Genomic DNA, 18,659 nt, shown 5'->3' on the forward strand with positions numbered 1-18,659 from the left:
GGATCCCGATTGGCAAGCAGCCTTTTATTTACGCATCGCCAGGTACGACTTGCGCAGGTCGCTGGCCCAGCCGTCGAGCACGCCCTTGATGTTTGCCGTGGTGATGACCTGATTGTCGTTCTCCAGCGGTATCCCCGTGCCCACGCGCACCACTTTGGCGACAAGGGTCCTGGTCTCGCCGTCGAGAAAGGCGACCTCGGTGGCAATTTCACTGTCCTGGTCGCGGATCCCGGTGGCGGTGCTGACGCCTGCTGCAACCAGGGTGATCGGTAGCCATTCGTAATAGCGCAGGCCCTGGGTGCTGGCGCTCACTCGGGTGATTGCCGGTCGCACGATCAGGGTTTTCGGGCCCGGGGTGGGGACCACGGTCAAGACCTTGCCCAACTCAAACTTGAGCACCGCATCGTAGTACCAGGTCGTGTCGCCGAGCGTGGTCTGTGGCAGGCGCTCGCTGGGTTTGGGCTGCGGGTAGTATTGGCTCGGTTCGATATAAACCTGGGTGTAGCGGTCAAGCTCAAGTTTGGGGTTTACCCAGCTCAGCACCGGTTGGCCTGAAGGTGACTGGTGCTCGGTCAAGGCGCTGTAGTCGTTCAGAAAGCCTGAATAGGTGTCGGGTGATGGGACTTTTTTGTTGCTGCACGCCGAGAGGACGAGGGTTACAGCGGCCAATAGCGGCAGCGAGAAGCGCTTTCTCATCAAGAAGTTCCTGATTGGAGGGTGGAGCCTGGCAGGTCTTCCGAGCATTCGATACGCAGATCGCCGTTGGCCATGATCCACTGGGTAAACTCGGCAATCGGCACGCGGTGGATGTATTCCACCCAGTTGCTGGTGGTCGGGCTGTAGCGCTCGAAATAGCGGCGCAGCACGACGTGGGTCCGATCGTCGGTCAGTCCCAGGCACGATTGCTGAAATAGAATCGGCTCGTCTTGCCCTGGCGCACTGGTGCGCTGGTTGAGGATCACCGTGTGAGCGCTGTCGGTTGTCTCGGTGGCGTAGGTGCTGTTCGAACCCTGCATGGAAGACCTCATGAGTTGGAATTCGCGCAGGGTGCCGCAAGGGGGTTGCGACCGTATGTCCGATTGATGTCATGCAAGTAGAAATGTTGCTGGATTGAAATATATGACCCTGGCACCGGAATGGTTTTAGATACGCTCTTTTTTGGCCGTGGATCCCCGAACGTGAGCAGACTGCTGATCGTCGACGACGATGTGGAAATCCTGTCCCTGCTGAAACAGTTTTTTGTTCAGCATGCCTACGAGGTGGACTTGGCCACCCATGGTGAGGCCATGTGGGCGATGATCGAAAAGAACCGCCCGGACATCATCATCCTGGACCTGATGCTACCCGGCGAAGGTGGCCTGAGCCTCTGCCAGAAACTGCGGGCACGGACGGATATTGCGATCGTCATGTTGACCGCGATGGGTGAACTGAGCGACCGCATTGTCGGCCTGGAACTGGGCGCCGACGATTACCTGACCAAGCCATTCGACCCTCGGGAGCTGCTTGCCAGGCTGCGTGCCGTGCAGCGTCGCGCGGGCGAGAAAAGCCCGGGGCTCGAGCCCTCGCGTCCGATCATCGCATTCGCCGATTGGCACCTGGACATCACTTGTCGTGAATTGCGTTCGCCCGAGGGCGTGATGATTCCGTTGTCCGCGGGCGAGTTCGATCTGCTGCGGGTTTTTCTCGAGCATCCACAGCGCATTCTTACCCGGGAACAGCTGATCGACCTGGCGCGTGGCCAGGGGCACGATGCCTATGACCGCAGCATCGATGTGCAGGTCAGTCGGCTGCGACGCAAGATCGAGCCGGACAGCAAGCGCCCGGATCTGATTCGCACGGTACGTAACGGCGGGTATATGTTCTGCGCCAAGGTGACCCGCTCATGATCCGCCGCCTGGTCGCTCGAATGGTCCCTCGAATAGTCCCTCGCGATACCCTCAGGTCGCGCATTGCGCTGACAATCGTCGCGGCGATGCTCGCGTCCCTGGCCCTCAATGGCCTGTTCGTTCAGCTCGCCGGAACCTGGGGCCGTCCGCCCATTGAGCGCACCGGCCTGCTCGAGCAAATGGCCGCGAATGTTCGGGTGATCGAGGCAGCGCCTGTGCCGTTGCGCTCGTCGTTGGCCTCTGCCGCCAGCCATCCGATGCTTGAGGTGGTTTGGCACGAACGGCGGGCCGACTTCCATCTGCCCCCGGGCGGTATGCAGGTGGGGCACGAGCATTCGCCGCTGCAGCAATTGCTGGGGGATGTTCCTCGCGATATTCGAGTCTTCAACCCCGGCGACTGGCCGGACGAAAGCCCCCAGGCGCACTACGTGGCACTGGTTGAGCTGCGCGATGGCAGCTGGCTGTCGTTCACCCCGCCGGAACGCAGCTGGGGGCTCGACTCCAGCGTACGGATTGCGATCATCATCGCCCTGGGGCTGGTGGCTACCCTGCTGGTCGCCTGGATTGCCACGCGACAACTGGCCAGTCCGCTGCAACGTTTTGCCAGCGCTGCACGGCGCTTTGGCGATGACCTGCGCGCGCCGCCGATCAAGATCGAAGGCCCCCATGAAATACGCCAGGCCACCATTGCCTTCAACACCATGCAGGCGCAGATCCGGCACTTTCTCAGCGAGCGTACGCAGATGCTCGCGGCCATCTCCCACGACTTGCGCGCGCCCCTGACCCGGATGCGTCTGCGCAGCGAATTCATGGACGACCTGGAACAGCAGCGCAAAATGGTGCGCGACATCGAAGAAATGCAAACGATGATCAACGCGGCGCTGGGTTTTTTCCGTGATGAAAGCCACGGGGAGCACGCCACGGCATTCGACCTTTCGGAATTGCTGCAAACGATCGTCGATGACTTTCGCGACCAGGACATCGTCGTCCACTTCACGGGTCCCGCTCACCTGGTGTACGACGGCCGCCCGCTCGGGATCAAACGTGTGATCGTCAACCTGCTGGAAAACGCCGTGAAATATGCACATGAACCGGCAATCGAGCTAAGGCATGAAGGGCGAATGGTCTGCATCGAAGTGAGTGACGAGGGCCCCGGCATACCCGAGTCCGCCCTCGAACAGGTGTTCGATCCCTTCTACCGGCTGGAGACCTCACGCAACCGGGATACCGGTGGCGTGGGACTGGGATTGTCTGCTGCGCGGGCGATCGTTCGAGAGCAGGGTGGGGAGCTGACACTGCGCAATCGCAAAGGCGCAGGGCTGGTGGCGCGTGTGGAACTGCCGGGTACTCGCGGCGCGAAGGCTAATGAGCGTTAGCCTTCGCGCCGCTCAGCCGCAAACCGTTGCCTTAGGTTAATAGGAAGCATTACTATTCACGCCCTCGTCTCCACAGCACACCGCAATGACCCCCAAGCTGCCCCGCAGACACGGCTTTTTCGAGCATTACGAAGAGTTGATTGGCACCTGGACCCGTCGCCTGAGAAACCGTCAGCAGGCCGAGGACCTGGCCCACGATACCTTCGTGCGCGTGCTCGAGTCGGATTCGGCGGCGGTGCAGCAACCCCGGGCCTATCTGCACCAGACTGCGCGCAACATCGCGGTGGACGGTTATCGACGTGAGGATCGACGGAGTGCCATGGAGTCAGGGGCAATTGATCTCAGTGTGTCGTCGTCCGGCGACCCGGAGCATTACATGCAGGCGATCCAGTTGGCTGACTCCATCGAGCGGGCGCTCACCGAGCTGCCGGTCAACTGCCGCAAGGTGTTTGTCTGGCAGAAGATCGAGGGCTTGACCCAGGCTGAAATCGCCGAACGCTTGGGGCTGTCCAGGAACATGGTGGAAAAGTATATGATCCGCACCCTGCGGCATCTGCGCGACCGCCTGGACGGGTTGCAGTGATGATGCGGTGTGGTTTTTCATCCCCGGCTCAACAGGAACTTCCATGATGGATACTCGTGATTGTGCGTGCGGGCAAACAACGGTTCGCGATGAAGCGGCGCGCTGGTTTGTGCGTTTGCAGGAGCCCGTCGTCGATGTGGGCGCGCAACGCCAATTCGAACGCTGGCTGAATGAACACCCTCAACACCGGGACGAATTCGCGTTGCTCCAGGGCCTGTGGACAGCCGCCGACCTGGTGCCGGCGGCGCGTCTGCGAGCATTGTGCGAAGAAACACCATCACGCAGCAAACGTCGACCGATATTGCGCTATGCCGTGGCCGCCAGTGTGTTGGCGGTGGCAGTTGGCTTGGGCCTGTCCAACGGGTTGAAGCAACCGTCGCCTTACACGGCCGAGTTTTCCACAGCCCTGGGCGAGCGTCGCCAAGTAGCCTTGCCCGATGGTTCGATGGTCGACCTGGACAGCCGCAGCCGGATTCAGGTGCGCTTCGAAAAGCATCGCCGCGCCATTGAGCTGAGCGAAGGCGAGGCGATGTTCAGCGTCCAGCATGACAGCAGTCGGCCCTTTGTCGTTGAGGCGGGAAGTGGCAGGGTCACGGTCACCGGAACCCGCTTCGATGTACGCCGGGGCAGCGCCGAAACCCAGGTCGTGGTGGAGCAGGGCACGGTCAAGGTGCAGGGGCGCGATGCCGCCGCCGATGATTTCATCAGCTTGACCGCGGGTCTCGGTACCCATGTCGATGCCGGGGGCAAGGTCGCTGTGGCCTATCCGGTCAACCCGGCTGAACTGACGGCCTGGCGCAACGACAAGCTGGTGTTCAATAACGCCAGCCTGGCCGATGTCGCCGAGCAGGTCTCGCGTTACCGAGACAAGCCGCTCAAGGTCGGTAATGCCACAATCGGCAATCTGCGCCTGACCAGCGTGTTCAAGTCTGACAACACTGACGCGTTGCTCAAGGCCTTGCCGAGCATCCTTCCGGTGGCCGTGCGCACGCTCGATGACGGCAGTCAGGAAATAATCTCAAAATAAAATTCAGGTTTTTTTCGAGTTCAGCGTCTTCCTGTTCAACTGCAACTGGTTTGCATTAACAAGCGCACACTTTTGCGATCTTCAGGACTACGTTCGACGTGAAAAAAACCATCGCTAAAAACAACAATTCCCCTTGGTTGCCGCTGGCCCTTGCACTGGCGGTCAACCTGGCGCTGCCCCAGGCATTCGCTGCCGAGGCTATCCATATCCCGGCGCAACCTTTGGGGCAGGCCCTGAGCCAGTTGGGCCAGCAAACGTCGCTGCAGGTTTTTTTCAGTCCGGAACTGGTGGCCGGCAAGCAGGCCCCCGCCGTGGATGGCAATATCTCGCCGGAAGAGGCGCTGCGCCAGTTGTTGCAAGGCAGCGGCCTGCAATACCAGATCAACGAAGGCTCGGTGACGCTGCTGCCGGCCCCTGCGGCAGACGGCCCGCTGGAGCTAGGCATGACCGACATCAAGGTGGTGGGCGACTGGCTCGGTGATGCCGATGCCGCGGTGGTGCAGAACCACCCCGGCGCCCGTACCGTGATTCGCCGCGAGGCCATGATCGAGCAAGGCGCGATGAACGTCGGCGACGTATTGAAGCGCGTGCCGGGTGTGCAAGTGCAGGAGGCCAACGGTACCGGTGGCAGTGATATCTCGCTGAACGTCGGCGTTCGCGGGCTGACTTCGCGCCTGTCGCCACGCTCGACCGTGTTGATCGATGGCGTGCCGGCGGCGTTCGCCCCCTATGGCCAGCCGCAGTTGTCCATGGCGCCGATTTCCTCCGGCAACCTCGACAGCATCGACGTGGTGCGCGGCGCCGGCTCCGTGCGTTACGGGCCACAGAACGTGGGCGGGGTGATCAACTTCGTGACCCGTGCGATCCCGGAACAAGCCTCGGCTGAAATCGGCAGCACCCTGGAAACCTCCCAACACGGGGGCTGGAAGCACATCGACACGCTGTTCGCCGGCGGCACCGCCGACAACGGCATGGGCGTGGCGCTGTTGTATTCCGGGGTGAACGGCAACGGTTATCGCAAAAGCAACAATGGCAATGACATCGACGACGTGATCCTCAAGACCCACTGGGCGCCGACCGATGTGGATGACTTCAGCCTCAACTTCCACTATTACGACGCCAGCGCCGACATGCCCGGCGGCCTGACCCAGGCCCAGTATGACGCCGACCCGTTCCAGTCCGACCGCGACCACGATAACTTCAGCGGCCGCCGCAAGGACGTGTCGTTCAAGTGGATTCGGCAACTCGACGACCGCACCCAGGCCGAAGTGCTGACCTACTACTCCGACAGTTTCCGTGGCAGCAACATCGCCGCTCGCGACCAGAAGACCCTGGGTTCGTTTCCGCGCACCTATTACACCTATGGCATCGAACCGCGTGTGTCCCACGTGTTCGACGTCGGCCAGACGACCCAGGAAGTGAGCGTCGGTTATCGCTACCTGAAAGAAGGCATGCACGAAGAAGCCAGCCGCCTGGCGCTGGTCAACAACGAGCCGGTCGCGCGTCCGGGTTCGGACGGCCATGTGTACCAGGACCGTACCGGGGGTACTGAAGCCCACGCGGTGTATGTCGACAACAAAATCGATGTCGGCAACTGGACCATCACTCCGGGTGTACGTTTCGAACATATCCAGACCGAGTGGCATGACCGCCCGGTGCTCGACACCGCAGGCAGGCCAGTGCAGGAAAAACGCCGCAGCATCGAGAGTAACGAACCGCTGCCGGCGCTGAGCGTGATGTATCACATGTCTGATGCCTGGAAACTGTTCGCCAACTACGAAACGTCATTCGGCTCCCTGCAGTATTTTCAGCTCGGCCAGGGTGGCGCAGGTGACGAAACGGCCAATGGCCTGGAACCGGAAAAGGCCAAGACCTACGAGCTCGGTACGCGCTACAACGATGAGGTGTGGGGCGGTGAAGTGACGCTGTTCTACATCGACTTCGATAAAGAGCTGCAATACATCAGCAACGATGCGGGCTGGACCAACCTCGGCGCTACCACGCACCGGGGCATCGAGGCATCGGTGCACTACGACATGGCGGCGCTGGACCCACGGCTGGCCGGTCTTACCGCCAATGCCGGCTACACCTACACCCGCGCCGTCTATGAAGGAGATATTCCGGACTTCAAGGGGCGTGACCTGCCGTTCTACTCGCGCCAGGTAGCAACCGCTGGCCTGCGCTACGACATCAATCGCTGGACCTACAACCTGGATGCCTTCGCCCAGTCCAAGCAACGCTCCCCCGGCGTGGCGGTGAATGCTGACGGCAGCTTCAGCAACAACTACATCACTGAAGGCACGGCGGATGGGCAGTACGGCGACATTCCGGGCTACGTCACCTGGAACGTGCGCGCCGGCTATGATTTCGGTCCGCAGGTGTCGAACCTGAAGCTGGGGGCCGGGGTGAAAAACATCTTCGACAAGCAGTACTTCACCCGCTCCAGCGACAACAATGCGGGCATGTACGTCGGCACGCCGCGCACGTTCTTCGTCCAGGCCAGTGTCGGTTTTTAAAAGCTGAAGATCAAAAGATCGCAGCCTGCGGCAGCTCCTACAGGCTGCGATCTTTTCGCTTCAAACCTTCAACACTCTCCCGCCAATCGCAACCGCCAGCAGCAACAGCGCCATCAACCCGAAGGCAAAACTCAAGCTGGCGGCATGGGCGACGAATCCGATCAACGCAGGCCCTGCGAGTATCCCCGCGTAACCCAGGGTGGTAATGGCCGGCACGGCGATGCTTTGCGGCATCACGGTCTGCTTGCCCACCGCGGTATACAGCACTGGGACAATGTTCGAGCATCCGGCTCCCAGCAGCGCATAACCCACCAGCGCCGCTTCCCAGCTGGGGGCGAACGTGGCCAGCAACAGACCGGCCGCCGCCGCCGCCCCACCGAAGACAATGACCCGCGTTGCGCCCAGGCGACGCACGATGGCGTCACCGGTTAACCGACCCGCCGTCATGGTCAGTGCGAAGGCCGCGTACCCCAGTCCGGCGTAGGCCTTGTCGATGCCGCGTTCCTGCACCAGGAACACCGCGCTCCAGTCTAGGGCGGCACCTTCGGCGAGGAACACGATGAAACACATCCCGCCGATAAACAGCACGATACCGTGGGGAACAGCGAAGGCCGGTCCCGAACTTTCGCTGCCATAGGGCAGCATGTGCGGGGCAGCCTTGAGCAGTGCGACCAGCAGCAACACGATGACCACCAGCATCGCCCCCAGTGGCGCAAGCCCCAGGCCGAGCAACGCACTGACGCCCGCCGCGCCGACGATTCCGCCCAGGCTGAACAACCCGTGAAACCCCGACATCATGTTTTTGCCACTGGCGCGTTCGACGATCACCGCCTGCAGGTTCACCGTCGAATCCACGGTGCCCAGGCCCGCGCCGAACATGAACAATGCGCCGATCAAGGCCGGAATCGACGATACCGTGGCCAGCAAAGGCAACGCCGCACAGATCAGCAAGGTGCCACCGGTCGCCACTTTGCGGCACCCGAAGCGCGTGGCCAGGATTCCAGCTATAGGCATCGCCAATATCGAGCCCACACCGAGGCACAGCAGCAACAAACCCAGGGTGCCTTCGTCCAGCCCGGCCCGCGCCTTGGCATAGGGCACCAGCGGCGCCCACGCGGCGATGCCGAACCCGGCGATGAAAAAGGCGACGCGCGTGGACATCTGTTCCAGGCGCCCTGGCACGAATGAGGTCTGGGTGTTGAGGTTGGTCATATCAATCCTTGGAAAAAACGTCGCGTCTGCAACTGACAGTGATCTGGCCCCGAGGGTTCGCTCAGCGTCCGTGATCTGGCACGCCCACAAGCTGACATCCTTGCACAGCCAGACGGTGTTTCGCGATATGTTGTGCCAGAACCAGATGTCCAACAGGGAGGGCGCCATGGCGCGGATGTACGATGCACGGGGCAATATCTACAAGGTGGTGGCGCCCGAGGCGCTGCGCCAGCAGGGCATCGACGTGCCCGATCAGGCCGACCGCGCCGCGCAAACTCGCGAGGACTGGGCGCTGGCGGCCATCGAAGCGTGCTGTGCCTGGGCGCCCGGCACGCAACCGCCGGGCAGCAAGGATCATTGCAGCGACGGTTTGCTGGTCGGGCCGTTTCAGTCATCGCCGCCCTTTGACCTGTTGATCGTCAACACCGACGGCACCCTGGCCGAGCGCAGCGGCAACGGGCTGACGATTTTTTCCCAGGCGTTGAGCGATCAGGGACTGTTTCCAAGCGATGAAGCCTGCGTACTCAGGGTGCATCACGACAAATCCGACACACCCTCGCCGGGGCAAACGTCGGTGAAAGCCGCGCAAGTCGAGGGTGCGCAGGGTTTCTGGCTAGACCTGGGCGAGCCTGGCTTCGGGCCATCGGCGGTCAGTGCCGTTGACGTTGAAGCTGTGCAGTTGAACGGCCGTGAGCTCAGCCACGTGCGTCAGTTGTCAGCACTCAATGGCGCCTGGACGCGCAGTCAGTTTGCCCGGGTCGGCAATCCGCATTGTGTGACGCTGGTGGACAGTGCCGAGGCCTTGCCGGGCAATGAGCAAATGAGGCAATCGCCATTGGCCGAGGGACTGATGCGAATCGCCTATGCGATGCCTGCCGGTGCGGGTAAACCCTGCCCGGCGGGGATTAATCTGCAATGGGCGATGCGTGAGTCCGGGCAGCGAGTGATCGCGCGAGTATTTGAACGTGGTGAAGGGCCGACAGCATCATCCGGCACCAGCGCCTCAGCAGTGGCGTGTTCGGCTTGGCGGATAGGGTGGGTGAATGCCGGGGAGGTGAACGTGGTGATGCCGGGTGGTACGGCGCCGATTTTGCTGGAAGAGGAGCAGGGGGAGCTGAGTCGGGTCAGCCTGTTTGGTACGGCTCAATTAGTGAGGTGAATTTGAGATCGCCTTCGCGAGCAGGCTCGCTCCCACAGTAGTTTTTTGTCGTTCACAAAACTGTGGGAGCGAGCCTGCTCGCGAAGGGGGCATTCCAATCACAGCAACCTTCAGATCTGTTCGCTGGAGAACTCCACCACCGGCATCGTGCGCTTCATCAATACCTTGCCGCCGCGTACTGAATACAGCGGCAAGCCCTGGCTGCGAATCACCTCATAATCGCTTTCCGCCGAGAGGATCAGCAGGTTCGCCGGCCGTCCGGGTTCAAGCCCGTAGCGCTCGCCCAGGGCCATGGCCTTGGCGCTGTTGACGGTGACCAGGTCCAGGGCGTTTTGCAGGTTGCGATACCCGAGCATGTGGCAGATATGCAGGCCGGCTTCGAGCACCCGCAGGATGTTGCCGTTGCCCAGCGGGTACCAGGGGTCGACGATCGAGTCCTGGCCGAAACATACGTTCATGCCGGCTTCCAGCAGTTCGTTGACCCGGGTCACGCCCCGGCGTTTCGGAAAATTGTCGAAACGCCCCTGCAGGTGAATGCTTTCGGTAGGGCAGGAGACGAAGCTGATGCCGGCGTGCCCAAGCAGGCGAAACAGCTTGGCGCAGTAGGCGTTGTCGTACGAGCCCATGGCCGTGGTATGGCTGGCGGTGACCCGCGAGCCCATGTCGCGGCTGCGGGCTTCTTCGGCCAGCACTTCCAGGAAGCGTGACTGCGGGTCGTCGGTTTCATCGCAATGCACGTCCACCAGGCAGCCGGTGCGCTCGGCCAGGTCCATGAGGAACTTCACCGAGCTGACGCCCTGGTCGCGGGTGTACTCGAAGTGCGGAATGCCGCCCACCACATCGGCCCCCATGCGGATGGCTTCTTCCATCAGCTCGCGGCCATTGCGGTATGACTCGATGCCTTCCTGGGGGAAAGCGACGATCTGCATGTCGACCAGATGCCGACTTTCTTCGCGCACCTCGAGCAGGGCCTTGAGCGCCGTGAGCTGCGGGTCGGTGACGTCGACGTGGGTGCGAACGTGCTGGATGCCATGGGCGGCGAGGGCCCTGATGGTTTTCCTGGCACGGACCTTGGTGTCTTCTTCGGTGATGGTGACCTTGCGCTCACCCCAGCACTCAATGCCTTCGAACAGCGTGCCGCTCATGTTCCAGCGCGGCTCGCCAGCGGTCAGGGTGGCGTCGAGGTGGATGTGCGGCTCGACAAAGGGCGGTACCACCAGGTTGCCACCGGCGTCCAGATCGTCGGGGCCCAGGGTCGGCGCTTCGGTCTGCCGGGCGATGTTGCTGATCAGGCCGTTTTCCAGGTGCAGCTCATGCAGGCCTTCCTGGTTGCGCAGCCGGGCGTTGATGATGTGCATCGGGCAGATCCTTTCAGAGAACCGTTTGGACAATAGCTCTACGTTAGCTCGGCAGCGGCGAATGCCGCCAGTGGTCTTTTCGCGGATGCGCACTCTCTACTGTAGGCGCTGGCTCTCCAGCGATGACGACTTAAAGACCAACCCAAAATTCAAGGCCGCCGAGGCGCGCTATCAGGCCGTCATAGCCAACGGCAAAAAACGCATCAGCGCAGCAATAATGGCTTCAGGTGCATCCTCCTGCACCAGATGCCCGGCGTTGGCCACCGCATGAAACTGCGCCCCAGGAATTATCTGCTGCAAGGCCCGACCGCGTTCGATGGGAATCCATTGGTCGTCCTTTCCCCAGAGAATCTGCACCGGGCAGCGAATCGTCGGGTACAGCCCCTCGGCCTCGCGGGTGTAGCGTTCGTCCATTTGTGCGATCTGCCGATAGAATGCCGCTTGCCCAGGATCGCCCAACCACGGTTGCACGTAGGGTGCGAGTTCGTCATCCGGGATGTCTCGCTTGATTGCCCCGCGAATATAAGTCGCCACGATGGCTCGCTGGATGTAATCCGGCACACCACTGAAAGCGCCTTCGTACTGTCGGACATGCTGCACGAACGGCGAACCCCAGGGCGTTAGCGCCACCGGATCGATCAATGTCAGGCTGCGGTAATCCTTGCCGTTGAGTAAATGGCTGCGCAGGGCGGTCGCGCCACCAAAGTCGTGGGCCACCACATCCGGACGGTCCAGGCCCCAGTGTTCCAGCAATTGGGCCAACAGTAGGTTTTGCACACCCAGGGAAACATCGCCATCGACCTTTTCCGATTGCCCGTAGCCCAGCAAGTCGAAGTAGTACACCCGGTGAGTGGCGATGAAGTGCGGCGCAATCCGGTGCCAGACAAACGAAGAGAAGGGCGTGCCATGCACGAACACCAGCGGCGGCCCATCGCCGCGCACGGCGTAGCGAACGTTATGCCCATTGAAACGATAGCTTTGAGCCAGCGGCCAGTCAGTCATTTGCGTGTCCTCTTGGCGGATGCAAGGGCAAAGCATAGGCATAAAAAAACCACCGGTCTCGGTGGTTTTTTTCATCGATTGGCTCACTCGCCGCGATAGATGCACCCACTGGTGCAGGTCTCGTGAATCCGGATGGCGCTCAATTCCGGCAGCAGCGGCTTGAGTTCAGCCCAGATGAATTTGGCCAGTACTTCACTGGTCGGGTTCTCCAGGCCAGGAATATCGTTCAGGTAGTTGTGGTCCAGGCGCTCATACAACGGCTTGAAGATCGCCTTGATTTCCGAGAAGTCACGAATCCAGCCAGTGTGCGGGTCGAGGTCGCCACTGAGGTGGATCGCCACTTTGAACGAGTGACCGTGCAGGCGGCCGCATTTGTGGCCGTCCGGGACGTGAGGCAGGCGGTGGGCGGATTCGAAGGTAAACTCTTTGAAAATTTCCACAGTGGTTTGAGCTCTGTTCAGGTGGCGATCGCCGCGGCGATGTGGGCAGACGGCGAGTTTAACAGCTTGTCCTGACTAAAGGGTCAGCAAGCGTTCGGCGAGATGACCGTTGGCCGTCAGTTCGAGAAACTCGTCGCCCAGGCGGCGGCTTTCCTCCATCGTCGTGCGCCAGTATTTCTGGCGGCTCGGGGCGTCGCCCATGAAGCGCTTGAAGTCATTACGATCCGGCAATTTGCCATAAGGCAGGCGCGCCAGGTATTCCTTCGATGGCGCCAGCAGTACGACATCCTGCAAGCGCGCAGGGCAGGCGCGGCGCCACGGCAAGGTCTTGTCGAACCAACCGGGAATCACCCGGTCGGTGAAGTGCGGATACAGCACGATGTCGTTGCCGCTGTAGGGCAGGTCCAGGTGATAGTCCAGCAGGCCGCCATCGCGGAACGTGCCCGCACCAGCGCCCGGCAGGTGTCGCACGCCTTCCATCACCATCGGGATCGAACCCGAGGCCAGCAGGGCCTGGCGTAGATTGGAGGTGTCCAGTGCGACGAAGCGCGACGGGAAGTCGTTCAGCGCGTTGACCGGTGGTGCCAGGCGCGGGTCATGGATGATCAGCCGTTCGAAGTGCCGGGCCAGCCGCGCACGACCGCGCAGGTTATCGGCGATCACCGACGACAAGCCCAATCCCAGGCGGCCACGGTGGTCGTCCGCGAGCAAGCCGTGACTTTTGACTACCATGATGTTCAAGCGATAGTAGGGGTTGTCGAGCAGGGTCGCGTCACGACCATCGAGCAGATCATCGAGCATGCGCCGCGAGCTTTGGCTGATCTGCGCCATGGTTACGCCTTTAGCGAAATTCTGTTCGGTATAGAGGTGGCCAAGGCGCCGCAAGCCCTCGGCAGCATCCGGCAGGCAGGCGCTGGCAAAGCGCCAGGAGCCCACCGATGCGCCGATCAACGAGCGCTCGCGCGGTGCCGCCGGCAGCCATTCGCCGAACAATGCCAGGTCCAGACCCTGAATCCCCAGGGCTTTGGGACCGCCAGCGGCACCGGGTAGCGTGCCGACGTCCGCAGCGCTCAAGCCACGCTCGCGAATGCGGGCCAGCGCCCTGGCGCCGGCCTTGAGGGTCAGGGAGGGGAACTTGATATGGATAGCGGTCATACCGGTCTCGAATGCGGGCGAACGAGCGGATTATAAGCGTGTGGATGACGCAATTTCCGTGATGCAATGTCCGCCTTTAGTAGATACCCGCTTCAGCAGTCGGTTTACTGGCGTGACGTGACCTTGTCCGACGAGGCCACCGTGCCGCTGCCGCAATTGATGTACGAAGAGGATTTCAGCCAGCGCTGGTCCGGGTAATAGGAAAACAGCAGCTGCCCATCTTTCATCGAGTCGATCAGGCGGTGAGCGATGGCCGGCCTGACCGCCGGGCAGCCGAGGCTCCTGCCGATCCGGCCGTTGGCGCGGGCCAGCACGGGGCTGACATAGGGCGCGCCGTGAATGACGATTGCCCGGTCGAAGGCGTTATCGTTGAAGCCAGGCTCCAGGCCTTCCATGCGCAACGAATAACCGTTCTGGCCGACATAACTCTGTTGGGTGCGGTACAGGCCCAGGCTGGTGGCGAAACTTTCGTTCTGGTTGGAGAACTGGGTCGCCATGTTTTCGCCGCTGTTACGGCCATGGGCAACCAGTTCGTGGAACAGCAGCTTGCGTTTTTTCAGGTCGAATACCCACAGGCGCTGTTCGGTAGAAGGCAGTGAATAATCGATCACTGCTAGTCTCTGTGCCGGTGCTGCACCTTGGGCACGGGTACACTGTGTTGCGCGAACCGCCAGGGCAATGACCTTGGCATTGGCGTTTGGAGCAGCTTTGGCCAGCGCGACTTCGAGCGAATCGGCGTAGGCTGATGGAAGGATAGCCGACGTCAGCAACAGGGCTGTCAGGAAGCCAAAGCGATGTAGCGCCATAAAAATGTCTCATCAGGAATATGTCGAGTCTAGCAGCGAGTTGAACGCTAGCCCTTTGATTACAGGCGATTAAGGATTATCCATGGGTCAATTAACAAGGTTATTCGTCATAAGCCGCGTATTTTTTATGGTCTTTCTGATCAGCGGCACTGCTGTGGGTGAAACTTCGCCGATCGTGCCGGTATCTCCGGTGTCCGTGAGCGTGCTTGGTGCAGCACCCGATGACGAAATCGGCCAGGCGATCCAGGCGCAGCTCGAACCCTTGCAATCGGCATTTCCTCCGCTGCTGACCTCACGCAAGCATCAACGGGTGGATGTGGCCCGGGTGGTGCTGGATTTCTATTCACACCGCAATTTCCGCGCCGCGTGGAGGAACGGGCGAGATGTCAGCCAGTTGCTCAAGGGCCTGGATGATACCCAGGCCGATGGCTTGGTTCCTGCCGATTATCGGGCCGGTGAACTGGCCCAGGCGCAACTGGCGTTGCAGGCCACGGCACCAACCCCGGCGCAATGGGCGGCGTTCGATATTGCGGCGACCCGCACGTACGTCACGGCGTTGCTGCAATTGCGCCGGGGCAAGGTTGACCCGGCACGCCTGGATTTTCATTGGAACTTCGAACCCGAGGGCATCGATCCTCGCGAAGACATGAACACCTTCTTCACCGCCCTGGATGATCACGACGTGGCTCGTGCTTTCGCCCAAGCGCCGCCCCAGGAGGCCGTTTATCGCCGCCTGCGCGAGAGCCTTGCGCAGTTGCGCAAGGTGCGCGATGCCGGTGGTTGGCCGAAAGTCGCCGAAGGGCAGTCGTTCAAGCCCGGCATGGACAATGCAGCTGTCAAGCAATTGCGCGCGCGCCTGGTGGCCGCCGGGTACCTGGACCCGCACAAGTCCAAGCGTACCGATTACGACGACAGCGTCATCGCCGCGGTGAAGAAATATCAGCTGGAACAATACCTCGGCGCAGATGGCGTGGCGGGCGCGGGAACCCTGGCGGCGCTGAATGTACCGGTCGAGGCGCGAATCGACCAGGTGCGGGTGAACATGGAGCGGGCGCGCTGGTTGCTCTATAAGCTGCAAGGCACCTTTGTCATCGTCGACATCGCTGGCTACAAGGTCGCCCTGTACCGCGACGGTCAGCCGATCTGGCGTTCCCGGGTGCAGGTCGGCAAACCGTTTCGCAGCACGCCGGTGTTCCAGTCCGAAATCACCTACGTCACCTTCAACCCCACCTGGACCGTTCCGCCAACGATTCTCGTCAAGGATATGTTGCCCAAGATTCAGCAGAATCCCGGTTACCTGGCGGCCAACCGGATTCGCGCCCTGGATCGGCAAGGCAACACGCTCGACCCGTCGACCGTCGACTGGTCCAATGCGCGCGGCATCACCCTGCGCCAGGACGCCGGCCCGGATAACTCGCTCGGGCAGGTGGTGATCCGGTTCCCCAACGACTATGCGATCTACCTCCACGATACCCCGCATCGCGAGCTGTTCTCCAAATCCATGCGTGCCACCAGCTCCGGTTGCATCCGGGTGGAGAATCCATTGCAGCTGGTTGAACTGCTGTTCAACGACCCTGTGCGCTGGAACGCGGCGGGTATTCAAAAGCAACTGGCCAACGGCAAGACTCAAAACATCAGCCTTCCCGTCAAGGTGCCCGTGCTGCTGGCCTATTGGACAGTGGATCTGAATAACGACGGACGGGTGACGTTCAAACCGGACGTTTACGGTTACGATTCGCCAGTGCTGCGACTCTTGAACCAGCCTTCCAAGTTGCCTGCCCTGGAGTTGCAACGAGCAGAGCCGTCACTGGTCGTTAGGGGGCAAGACACGCTGTAGTCCTGGCGCCTTGGCGAGAAGCCAGGCCGGGGGGACCCATTGAGAACCATGGACATGAAAATGGGTCACAGTTGTTCAGTTAAATAGGGATAGGGATAGGGACATTGACGATGGATGTTGCCGACAAAAAAACGACACTCATTACCCGGGCGCTTCGGGTGCACGACCTGGATGAGTGTCGCAACATTCAAAAGGGACCCGTGTTCATCGTGGCGTCGGGTAAATCGGCCAAGGATTTCCCGTTGCACAGGTATGCTGGCGTTCCAATGATCAGCATGAACGGTGCCATTTCGAAATTCACGGGTACAGGTATCAAGCCGTACTTTTATGTGTGTACCGACCAGGGGTTTTCCGAGCAGCAGCCGGAATTGTTCACCGAGGCCATGCGCATCAGCGAGCGGGTTGCGCTGTGGGAAAAACATGTCTGGCACACCTCGCTAAAGCCCCAAGGCAAGCTGTACTTGCTAAGCCGGGCACCCAAGTTGGTGTGGAGTGATTTTTTCAGGACTGACAAAGACCTTGTCAGGGTCCGCAAGCTAGGCAGGGGGCGGAGTAAAACCCTGGGTTTCAGCAAGAACCTCAAACGCGGTTTTTTTGACGCGCGTACCGTCGCCTACCTGGCTTTGCAGCTCGCCTACCACCTGGGATTCAATCGGGTGTTCCTGGTGGGCGTCGACCTGGACCCGACAGCGGGGCGCTTCTATGAAACGCCAGGCAAATTCGTTTCACCCTGCGTGCTCGACGACCATTTTCAGACGAGAATCCTGCCGTCGTTCGAGATCCTGTCGAAGCAAGTCATCAACGAGGATTTTCAGGTCTACAACTTGTCCGGCGTCTCGAAAATTCCATCGCGACTGATTCCACGGATGACCCTGGAAGAGCTCGACAGGTTGCTTTGACGGATTGTTCTTCTGCACGACATCACACATTTCGAATGACTCTCTTGGTGGAGCGCGTTCGTGGCTGTGCCAAAGTATCGGCTTTTGACCGGTCCAGTGTCGGTCGGTGTTATTTCCAATGAAATCACCTCGAAGGAACGTGCCGATGAAAAGACTTTACGCCATGGTCGCGCTGATCGTGTTGACGTTCGCCAGCGTGGGCCCAAGCAGCGCCCGGGATTCAGGGAGCGCCAGGCCGCCATCCGTGGCGGGGGTGTTTGACTACTATCTGTTGGTGCTGTCCTGGTCTCCTACCTACTGCCTGACCCATCGTGACGACGCGCAATGTTCCGGCAAAGGCTATGGCTTTGTACTTCACGGCCTCTGGCCGCAATACGCCCGGGGTGGTTGGCCGAAGTCCTGCGCGCCGAGGGTGAAGCTTTCGCCAGAGGAGCGGGCGAAGGGCTTGATGCTGTTCCCGACCAACAAGCTGCTCGAGCACGAATGGGCCAAGCACGGCACGTGCAGCGGCCTAGGTGCCATCGGTTACCTGGAGGCCTCCGACAAGGCCTTGGGCGCGGTCAGGATTCCCGAGCAACTGCAACCCTTGAATAACACGCTTTATTTTTCAGCCCGGGACATTGAGCAGATGTTTCGCCAGAGCAATCCGGGGTTGCCGGGGGATGGCATTGCGGTGATCTGCAACGGGCCGCAGTTGTCGGAGGTTCGGGTCTGCATGGACAAGGACCTGGCGTTTGCGTCTTGTGGCACCGGAGTGAAGACACAATGCCGTGCCGGTGATATCCGGGTTCCACCTTTGCGGTGATGGTGCTTCACCCGAGCTCCAGTCCTGCCTGGACCACCGACAGCAGATTGTTTTCGGTCAGCGCGACCGCATCCGGTTGCGCTGCGGCTTGTTCGATCACTTGTAGCCACCAATGTGTTGCGCCGTGTTCGTCCACGGTGCGCAACAGGGCCAGTTCGTTGCCTTTGCAGTGGATTTCGACCCGCCCCTCGCCATCCGCCGTGAAGCGCGCGACGGGATCGAGCGTGATGCTTTGGCGATTGCCGGTGATCACCAGTTGGTCGATGGCATAGTCGAAGGTGTCACCCTGTGGGTGGCTCTCGAACACGTGAGTGGGGTTGCGCCGCAGGACCAGGCCGGCCTCGGTCAATGGCTGTAACCAGGCCTCGATCCGGTGATACAGCTCATAGACCTGGCCCGGCCAACTGTCGATCGCCTGATCGATGCCGGAGGGCCGGGTCTGTTTCAGTTTTACGGCCAGCTCGTCTGCCTTGCTCATTTCATTTCCCTGTCGTGGTGTAACACTCATCGTAGCTCCTTGATGGTGATGTGGCAGTTGTCCTGTGTCATGTCGCTGACAGTTTCCAGGGGATGGTTAAACATTTGGCATCTGCTGCGC

18 protein-coding genes are annotated in these 18,659 nt (G+C 60.9%); 9 read left to right on the top strand and 9 right to left on the bottom strand.

The window, feature by feature from the left end:
- Nucleotides 1-24: 24 nt before the first annotated feature.
- Both QLG10_RS13255 and QLG10_RS13260 read right to left on the bottom strand, forming a co-directional pair.
- Complete coding sequence (locus QLG10_RS13255) at nucleotides 25-696, bottom strand: DUF3313 domain-containing protein (RefSeq protein ID WP_282487497.1); 672 nt, start codon at nucleotides 694-696, stop codon at nucleotides 25-27.
- Complete coding sequence (locus tag QLG10_RS13260; protein WP_282487498.1) at nucleotides 696-1,016, bottom strand: hypothetical protein; 321 nt, start codon at nucleotides 1,014-1,016, stop codon at nucleotides 696-698. The genes QLG10_RS13255 and QLG10_RS13260 overlap by 1 nt, the downstream gene beginning before the upstream one ends.
- A 120-nt stretch (nucleotides 1,017-1,136) precedes the next feature.
- On the opposite strand from QLG10_RS13260, the gene QLG10_RS13265 reads away from it, so the two are divergent.
- From QLG10_RS13265 to QLG10_RS13285, 5 genes are all read left to right on the top strand, one after another.
- The gene (locus tag QLG10_RS13265; RefSeq protein ID WP_248679483.1) at nucleotides 1,137-1,886 is read left to right on the top strand and encodes a response regulator; all 750 of its coding nucleotides are present in this window, start codon (nucleotides 1,137-1,139) and stop codon (nucleotides 1,884-1,886) included.
- A gap of 20 nt (nucleotides 1,887-1,906) precedes the next feature.
- Nucleotides 1,907-3,262 carry an ATP-binding protein gene (locus QLG10_RS13270; protein ID WP_248679492.1) on the top strand — a complete coding sequence of 452 codons (1,356 nt, stop codon included), beginning with the start codon at nucleotides 1,907-1,909 and terminating at the stop codon, nucleotides 3,260-3,262.
- Nucleotides 3,263-3,347: 85 nt separating this feature from the next.
- The gene (locus tag QLG10_RS13275; RefSeq protein ID WP_282487499.1) at nucleotides 3,348-3,845 is read left to right on the top strand and encodes a sigma-70 family RNA polymerase sigma factor; all 498 of its coding nucleotides are present in this window, start codon (nucleotides 3,348-3,350) and stop codon (nucleotides 3,843-3,845) included.
- Nucleotides 3,846-3,888: 43 nt separating this feature from the next.
- On the top strand, nucleotides 3,889-4,872 hold the full coding sequence (locus tag QLG10_RS13280; protein ID WP_282487500.1) for a FecR family protein: 984 nt from the start codon (nucleotides 3,889-3,891) through the stop codon (nucleotides 4,870-4,872).
- Nucleotides 4,873-4,970: 98 nt separating this feature from the next.
- The gene (locus tag QLG10_RS13285) at nucleotides 4,971-7,388 is read left to right on the top strand and encodes a TonB-dependent receptor (protein WP_282487501.1); all 2,418 of its coding nucleotides are present in this window, start codon (nucleotides 4,971-4,973) and stop codon (nucleotides 7,386-7,388) included.
- 60 nt (nucleotides 7,389-7,448) lie between these two features.
- Here the strand turns inward: QLG10_RS13285 and QLG10_RS13290 are convergent, their stop codons facing one another.
- A complete protein-coding gene (locus QLG10_RS13290) occupies nucleotides 7,449-8,600 on the bottom strand; it encodes an MFS transporter (RefSeq protein ID WP_282487502.1) in 1,152 nt (383 codons plus the stop codon).
- A gap of 166 nt (nucleotides 8,601-8,766) precedes the next feature.
- Here QLG10_RS13290 and QLG10_RS13295 point away from each other — a divergent pair, with 166 nt between their 5' ends.
- Complete coding sequence (locus tag QLG10_RS13295) at nucleotides 8,767-9,759, top strand: diaminopimelate epimerase (RefSeq protein ID WP_282487503.1); 993 nt, start codon at nucleotides 8,767-8,769, stop codon at nucleotides 9,757-9,759.
- 110 nt (nucleotides 9,760-9,869) lie between these two features.
- On the opposite strand, the gene codA is transcribed toward QLG10_RS13295, so the two are convergent.
- The 5 genes from codA to QLG10_RS13320 form a co-directional block, all read right to left on the bottom strand.
- Complete coding sequence (gene codA, locus QLG10_RS13300) at nucleotides 9,870-11,117, bottom strand: cytosine deaminase (protein WP_110749233.1); 1,248 nt, start codon at nucleotides 11,115-11,117, stop codon at nucleotides 9,870-9,872.
- A gap of 171 nt (nucleotides 11,118-11,288) precedes the next feature.
- Nucleotides 11,289-12,119, bottom strand: coding sequence for an alpha/beta hydrolase (locus QLG10_RS13305; RefSeq protein ID WP_110749231.1), 831 nt, complete (start codon nucleotides 12,117-12,119; stop codon nucleotides 11,289-11,291).
- 83 nt (nucleotides 12,120-12,202) lie between these two features.
- Entirely contained in the window at nucleotides 12,203-12,559 is a 357-nt protein-coding gene (queD, locus tag QLG10_RS13310; protein ID WP_008056290.1) for a 6-carboxytetrahydropterin synthase QueD, read from the bottom strand.
- A gap of 75 nt (nucleotides 12,560-12,634) precedes the next feature.
- The gene (locus QLG10_RS13315) at nucleotides 12,635-13,714 is read right to left on the bottom strand and encodes a hypothetical protein (RefSeq protein WP_020795527.1); all 1,080 of its coding nucleotides are present in this window, start codon (nucleotides 13,712-13,714) and stop codon (nucleotides 12,635-12,637) included.
- Nucleotides 13,715-13,818: 104 nt separating this feature from the next.
- Nucleotides 13,819-14,520, bottom strand: coding sequence for a murein L,D-transpeptidase catalytic domain family protein (locus tag QLG10_RS13320; RefSeq protein ID WP_020795526.1), 702 nt, complete (start codon nucleotides 14,518-14,520; stop codon nucleotides 13,819-13,821).
- 82 nt (nucleotides 14,521-14,602) lie between these two features.
- On the opposite strand from QLG10_RS13320, the gene QLG10_RS13325 reads away from it, so the two are divergent.
- The 3 genes from QLG10_RS13325 to QLG10_RS13335 all read left to right on the top strand — a co-directional run bounded on the left by QLG10_RS13325 (nucleotide 14,603) and on the right by QLG10_RS13335 (nucleotide 18,061).
- Entirely contained in the window at nucleotides 14,603-16,357 is a 1,755-nt protein-coding gene (locus QLG10_RS13325; protein WP_282487504.1) for a L,D-transpeptidase family protein, read from the top strand.
- 110 nt (nucleotides 16,358-16,467) lie between these two features.
- Nucleotides 16,468-17,256, top strand: a complete 789-nt coding sequence (locus QLG10_RS13330; RefSeq protein WP_110749227.1) for a 6-hydroxymethylpterin diphosphokinase MptE-like protein — start codon at nucleotides 16,468-16,470, stop codon at nucleotides 17,254-17,256.
- 145 nt (nucleotides 17,257-17,401) lie between these two features.
- A complete protein-coding gene (locus QLG10_RS13335) occupies nucleotides 17,402-18,061 on the top strand; it encodes a ribonuclease T2 (protein WP_110749225.1) in 660 nt (219 codons plus the stop codon).
- A 7-nt stretch (nucleotides 18,062-18,068) separates the two neighbouring features.
- Here QLG10_RS13335 and QLG10_RS13340 read toward each other — a convergent pair whose 3' ends face one another.
- A complete protein-coding gene (locus QLG10_RS13340; RefSeq protein ID WP_188264600.1) occupies nucleotides 18,069-18,539 on the bottom strand; it encodes a hypothetical protein in 471 nt (156 codons plus the stop codon).
- Nucleotides 18,540-18,659 lie beyond the last annotated feature (120 nt).

Source organism: Pseudomonas sp. V98_8 (assembly GCF_029967975.1).
GTDB classification, from domain to species: Bacteria; Pseudomonadota; Gammaproteobacteria; order Pseudomonadales; family Pseudomonadaceae; genus Aquipseudomonas; species Aquipseudomonas umsongensis.

Excerpts from the sequence above, each read along its gene's own strand:
- codA (WP_110749233.1), bottom strand. The coding sequence starts at position 11,117 with ATGCACATCATCAACGCCCGGCTGCGCAACCAGGAAGGCCTGCATGAG.
- QLG10_RS13315 (WP_020795527.1), bottom strand. The coding sequence starts at position 13,714 with ATGACCGCTATCCATATCAAGTTCCCCTCCCTGACCCTCAAGGCCGGC.
- QLG10_RS13340 (WP_188264600.1), bottom strand. The coding sequence starts at position 18,539 with ATGAGCAAGGCAGACGAGCTGGCCGTAAAACTGAAACAGACCCGGCCC.
- QLG10_RS13305 (WP_110749231.1), bottom strand. The coding sequence starts at position 12,119 with ATGACTGACTGGCCGCTGGCTCAAAGCTATCGTTTCAATGGGCATAAC.
- QLG10_RS13290 (WP_282487502.1), bottom strand. The coding sequence starts at position 8,600 with ATGACCAACCTCAACACCCAGACCTCATTCGTGCCAGGGCGCCTGGAA.
- QLG10_RS13335 (WP_110749225.1), top strand. The coding sequence starts at position 17,402 with ATGAAAAGACTTTACGCCATGGTCGCGCTGATCGTGTTGACGTTCGCC.
- QLG10_RS13330 (WP_110749227.1), top strand. The coding sequence starts at position 16,468 with ATGGATGTTGCCGACAAAAAAACGACACTCATTACCCGGGCGCTTCGG.
- QLG10_RS13265 (WP_248679483.1), top strand. The coding sequence starts at position 1,137 with ATGGTTTTAGATACGCTCTTTTTTGGCCGTGGATCCCCGAACGTGAGC.
- QLG10_RS13280 (WP_282487500.1), top strand. The coding sequence starts at position 3,889 with ATGATGGATACTCGTGATTGTGCGTGCGGGCAAACAACGGTTCGCGAT.
- QLG10_RS13295 (WP_282487503.1), top strand. The coding sequence starts at position 8,767 with ATGGCGCGGATGTACGATGCACGGGGCAATATCTACAAGGTGGTGGCG.
- QLG10_RS13320 (WP_020795526.1), bottom strand. The coding sequence starts at position 14,520 with ATGGCGCTACATCGCTTTGGCTTCCTGACAGCCCTGTTGCTGACGTCG.
- QLG10_RS13270 (WP_248679492.1), top strand. The coding sequence starts at position 1,907 with ATGGTCCCTCGAATAGTCCCTCGCGATACCCTCAGGTCGCGCATTGCG.
- QLG10_RS13275 (WP_282487499.1), top strand. The coding sequence starts at position 3,348 with ATGACCCCCAAGCTGCCCCGCAGACACGGCTTTTTCGAGCATTACGAA.
- QLG10_RS13260 (WP_282487498.1), bottom strand. The coding sequence starts at position 1,016 with ATGCAGGGTTCGAACAGCACCTACGCCACCGAGACAACCGACAGCGCT.
- QLG10_RS13255 (WP_282487497.1), bottom strand. The coding sequence starts at position 696 with ATGAGAAAGCGCTTCTCGCTGCCGCTATTGGCCGCTGTAACCCTCGTC.
- QLG10_RS13325 (WP_282487504.1), top strand. The coding sequence starts at position 14,603 with ATGGGTCAATTAACAAGGTTATTCGTCATAAGCCGCGTATTTTTTATG.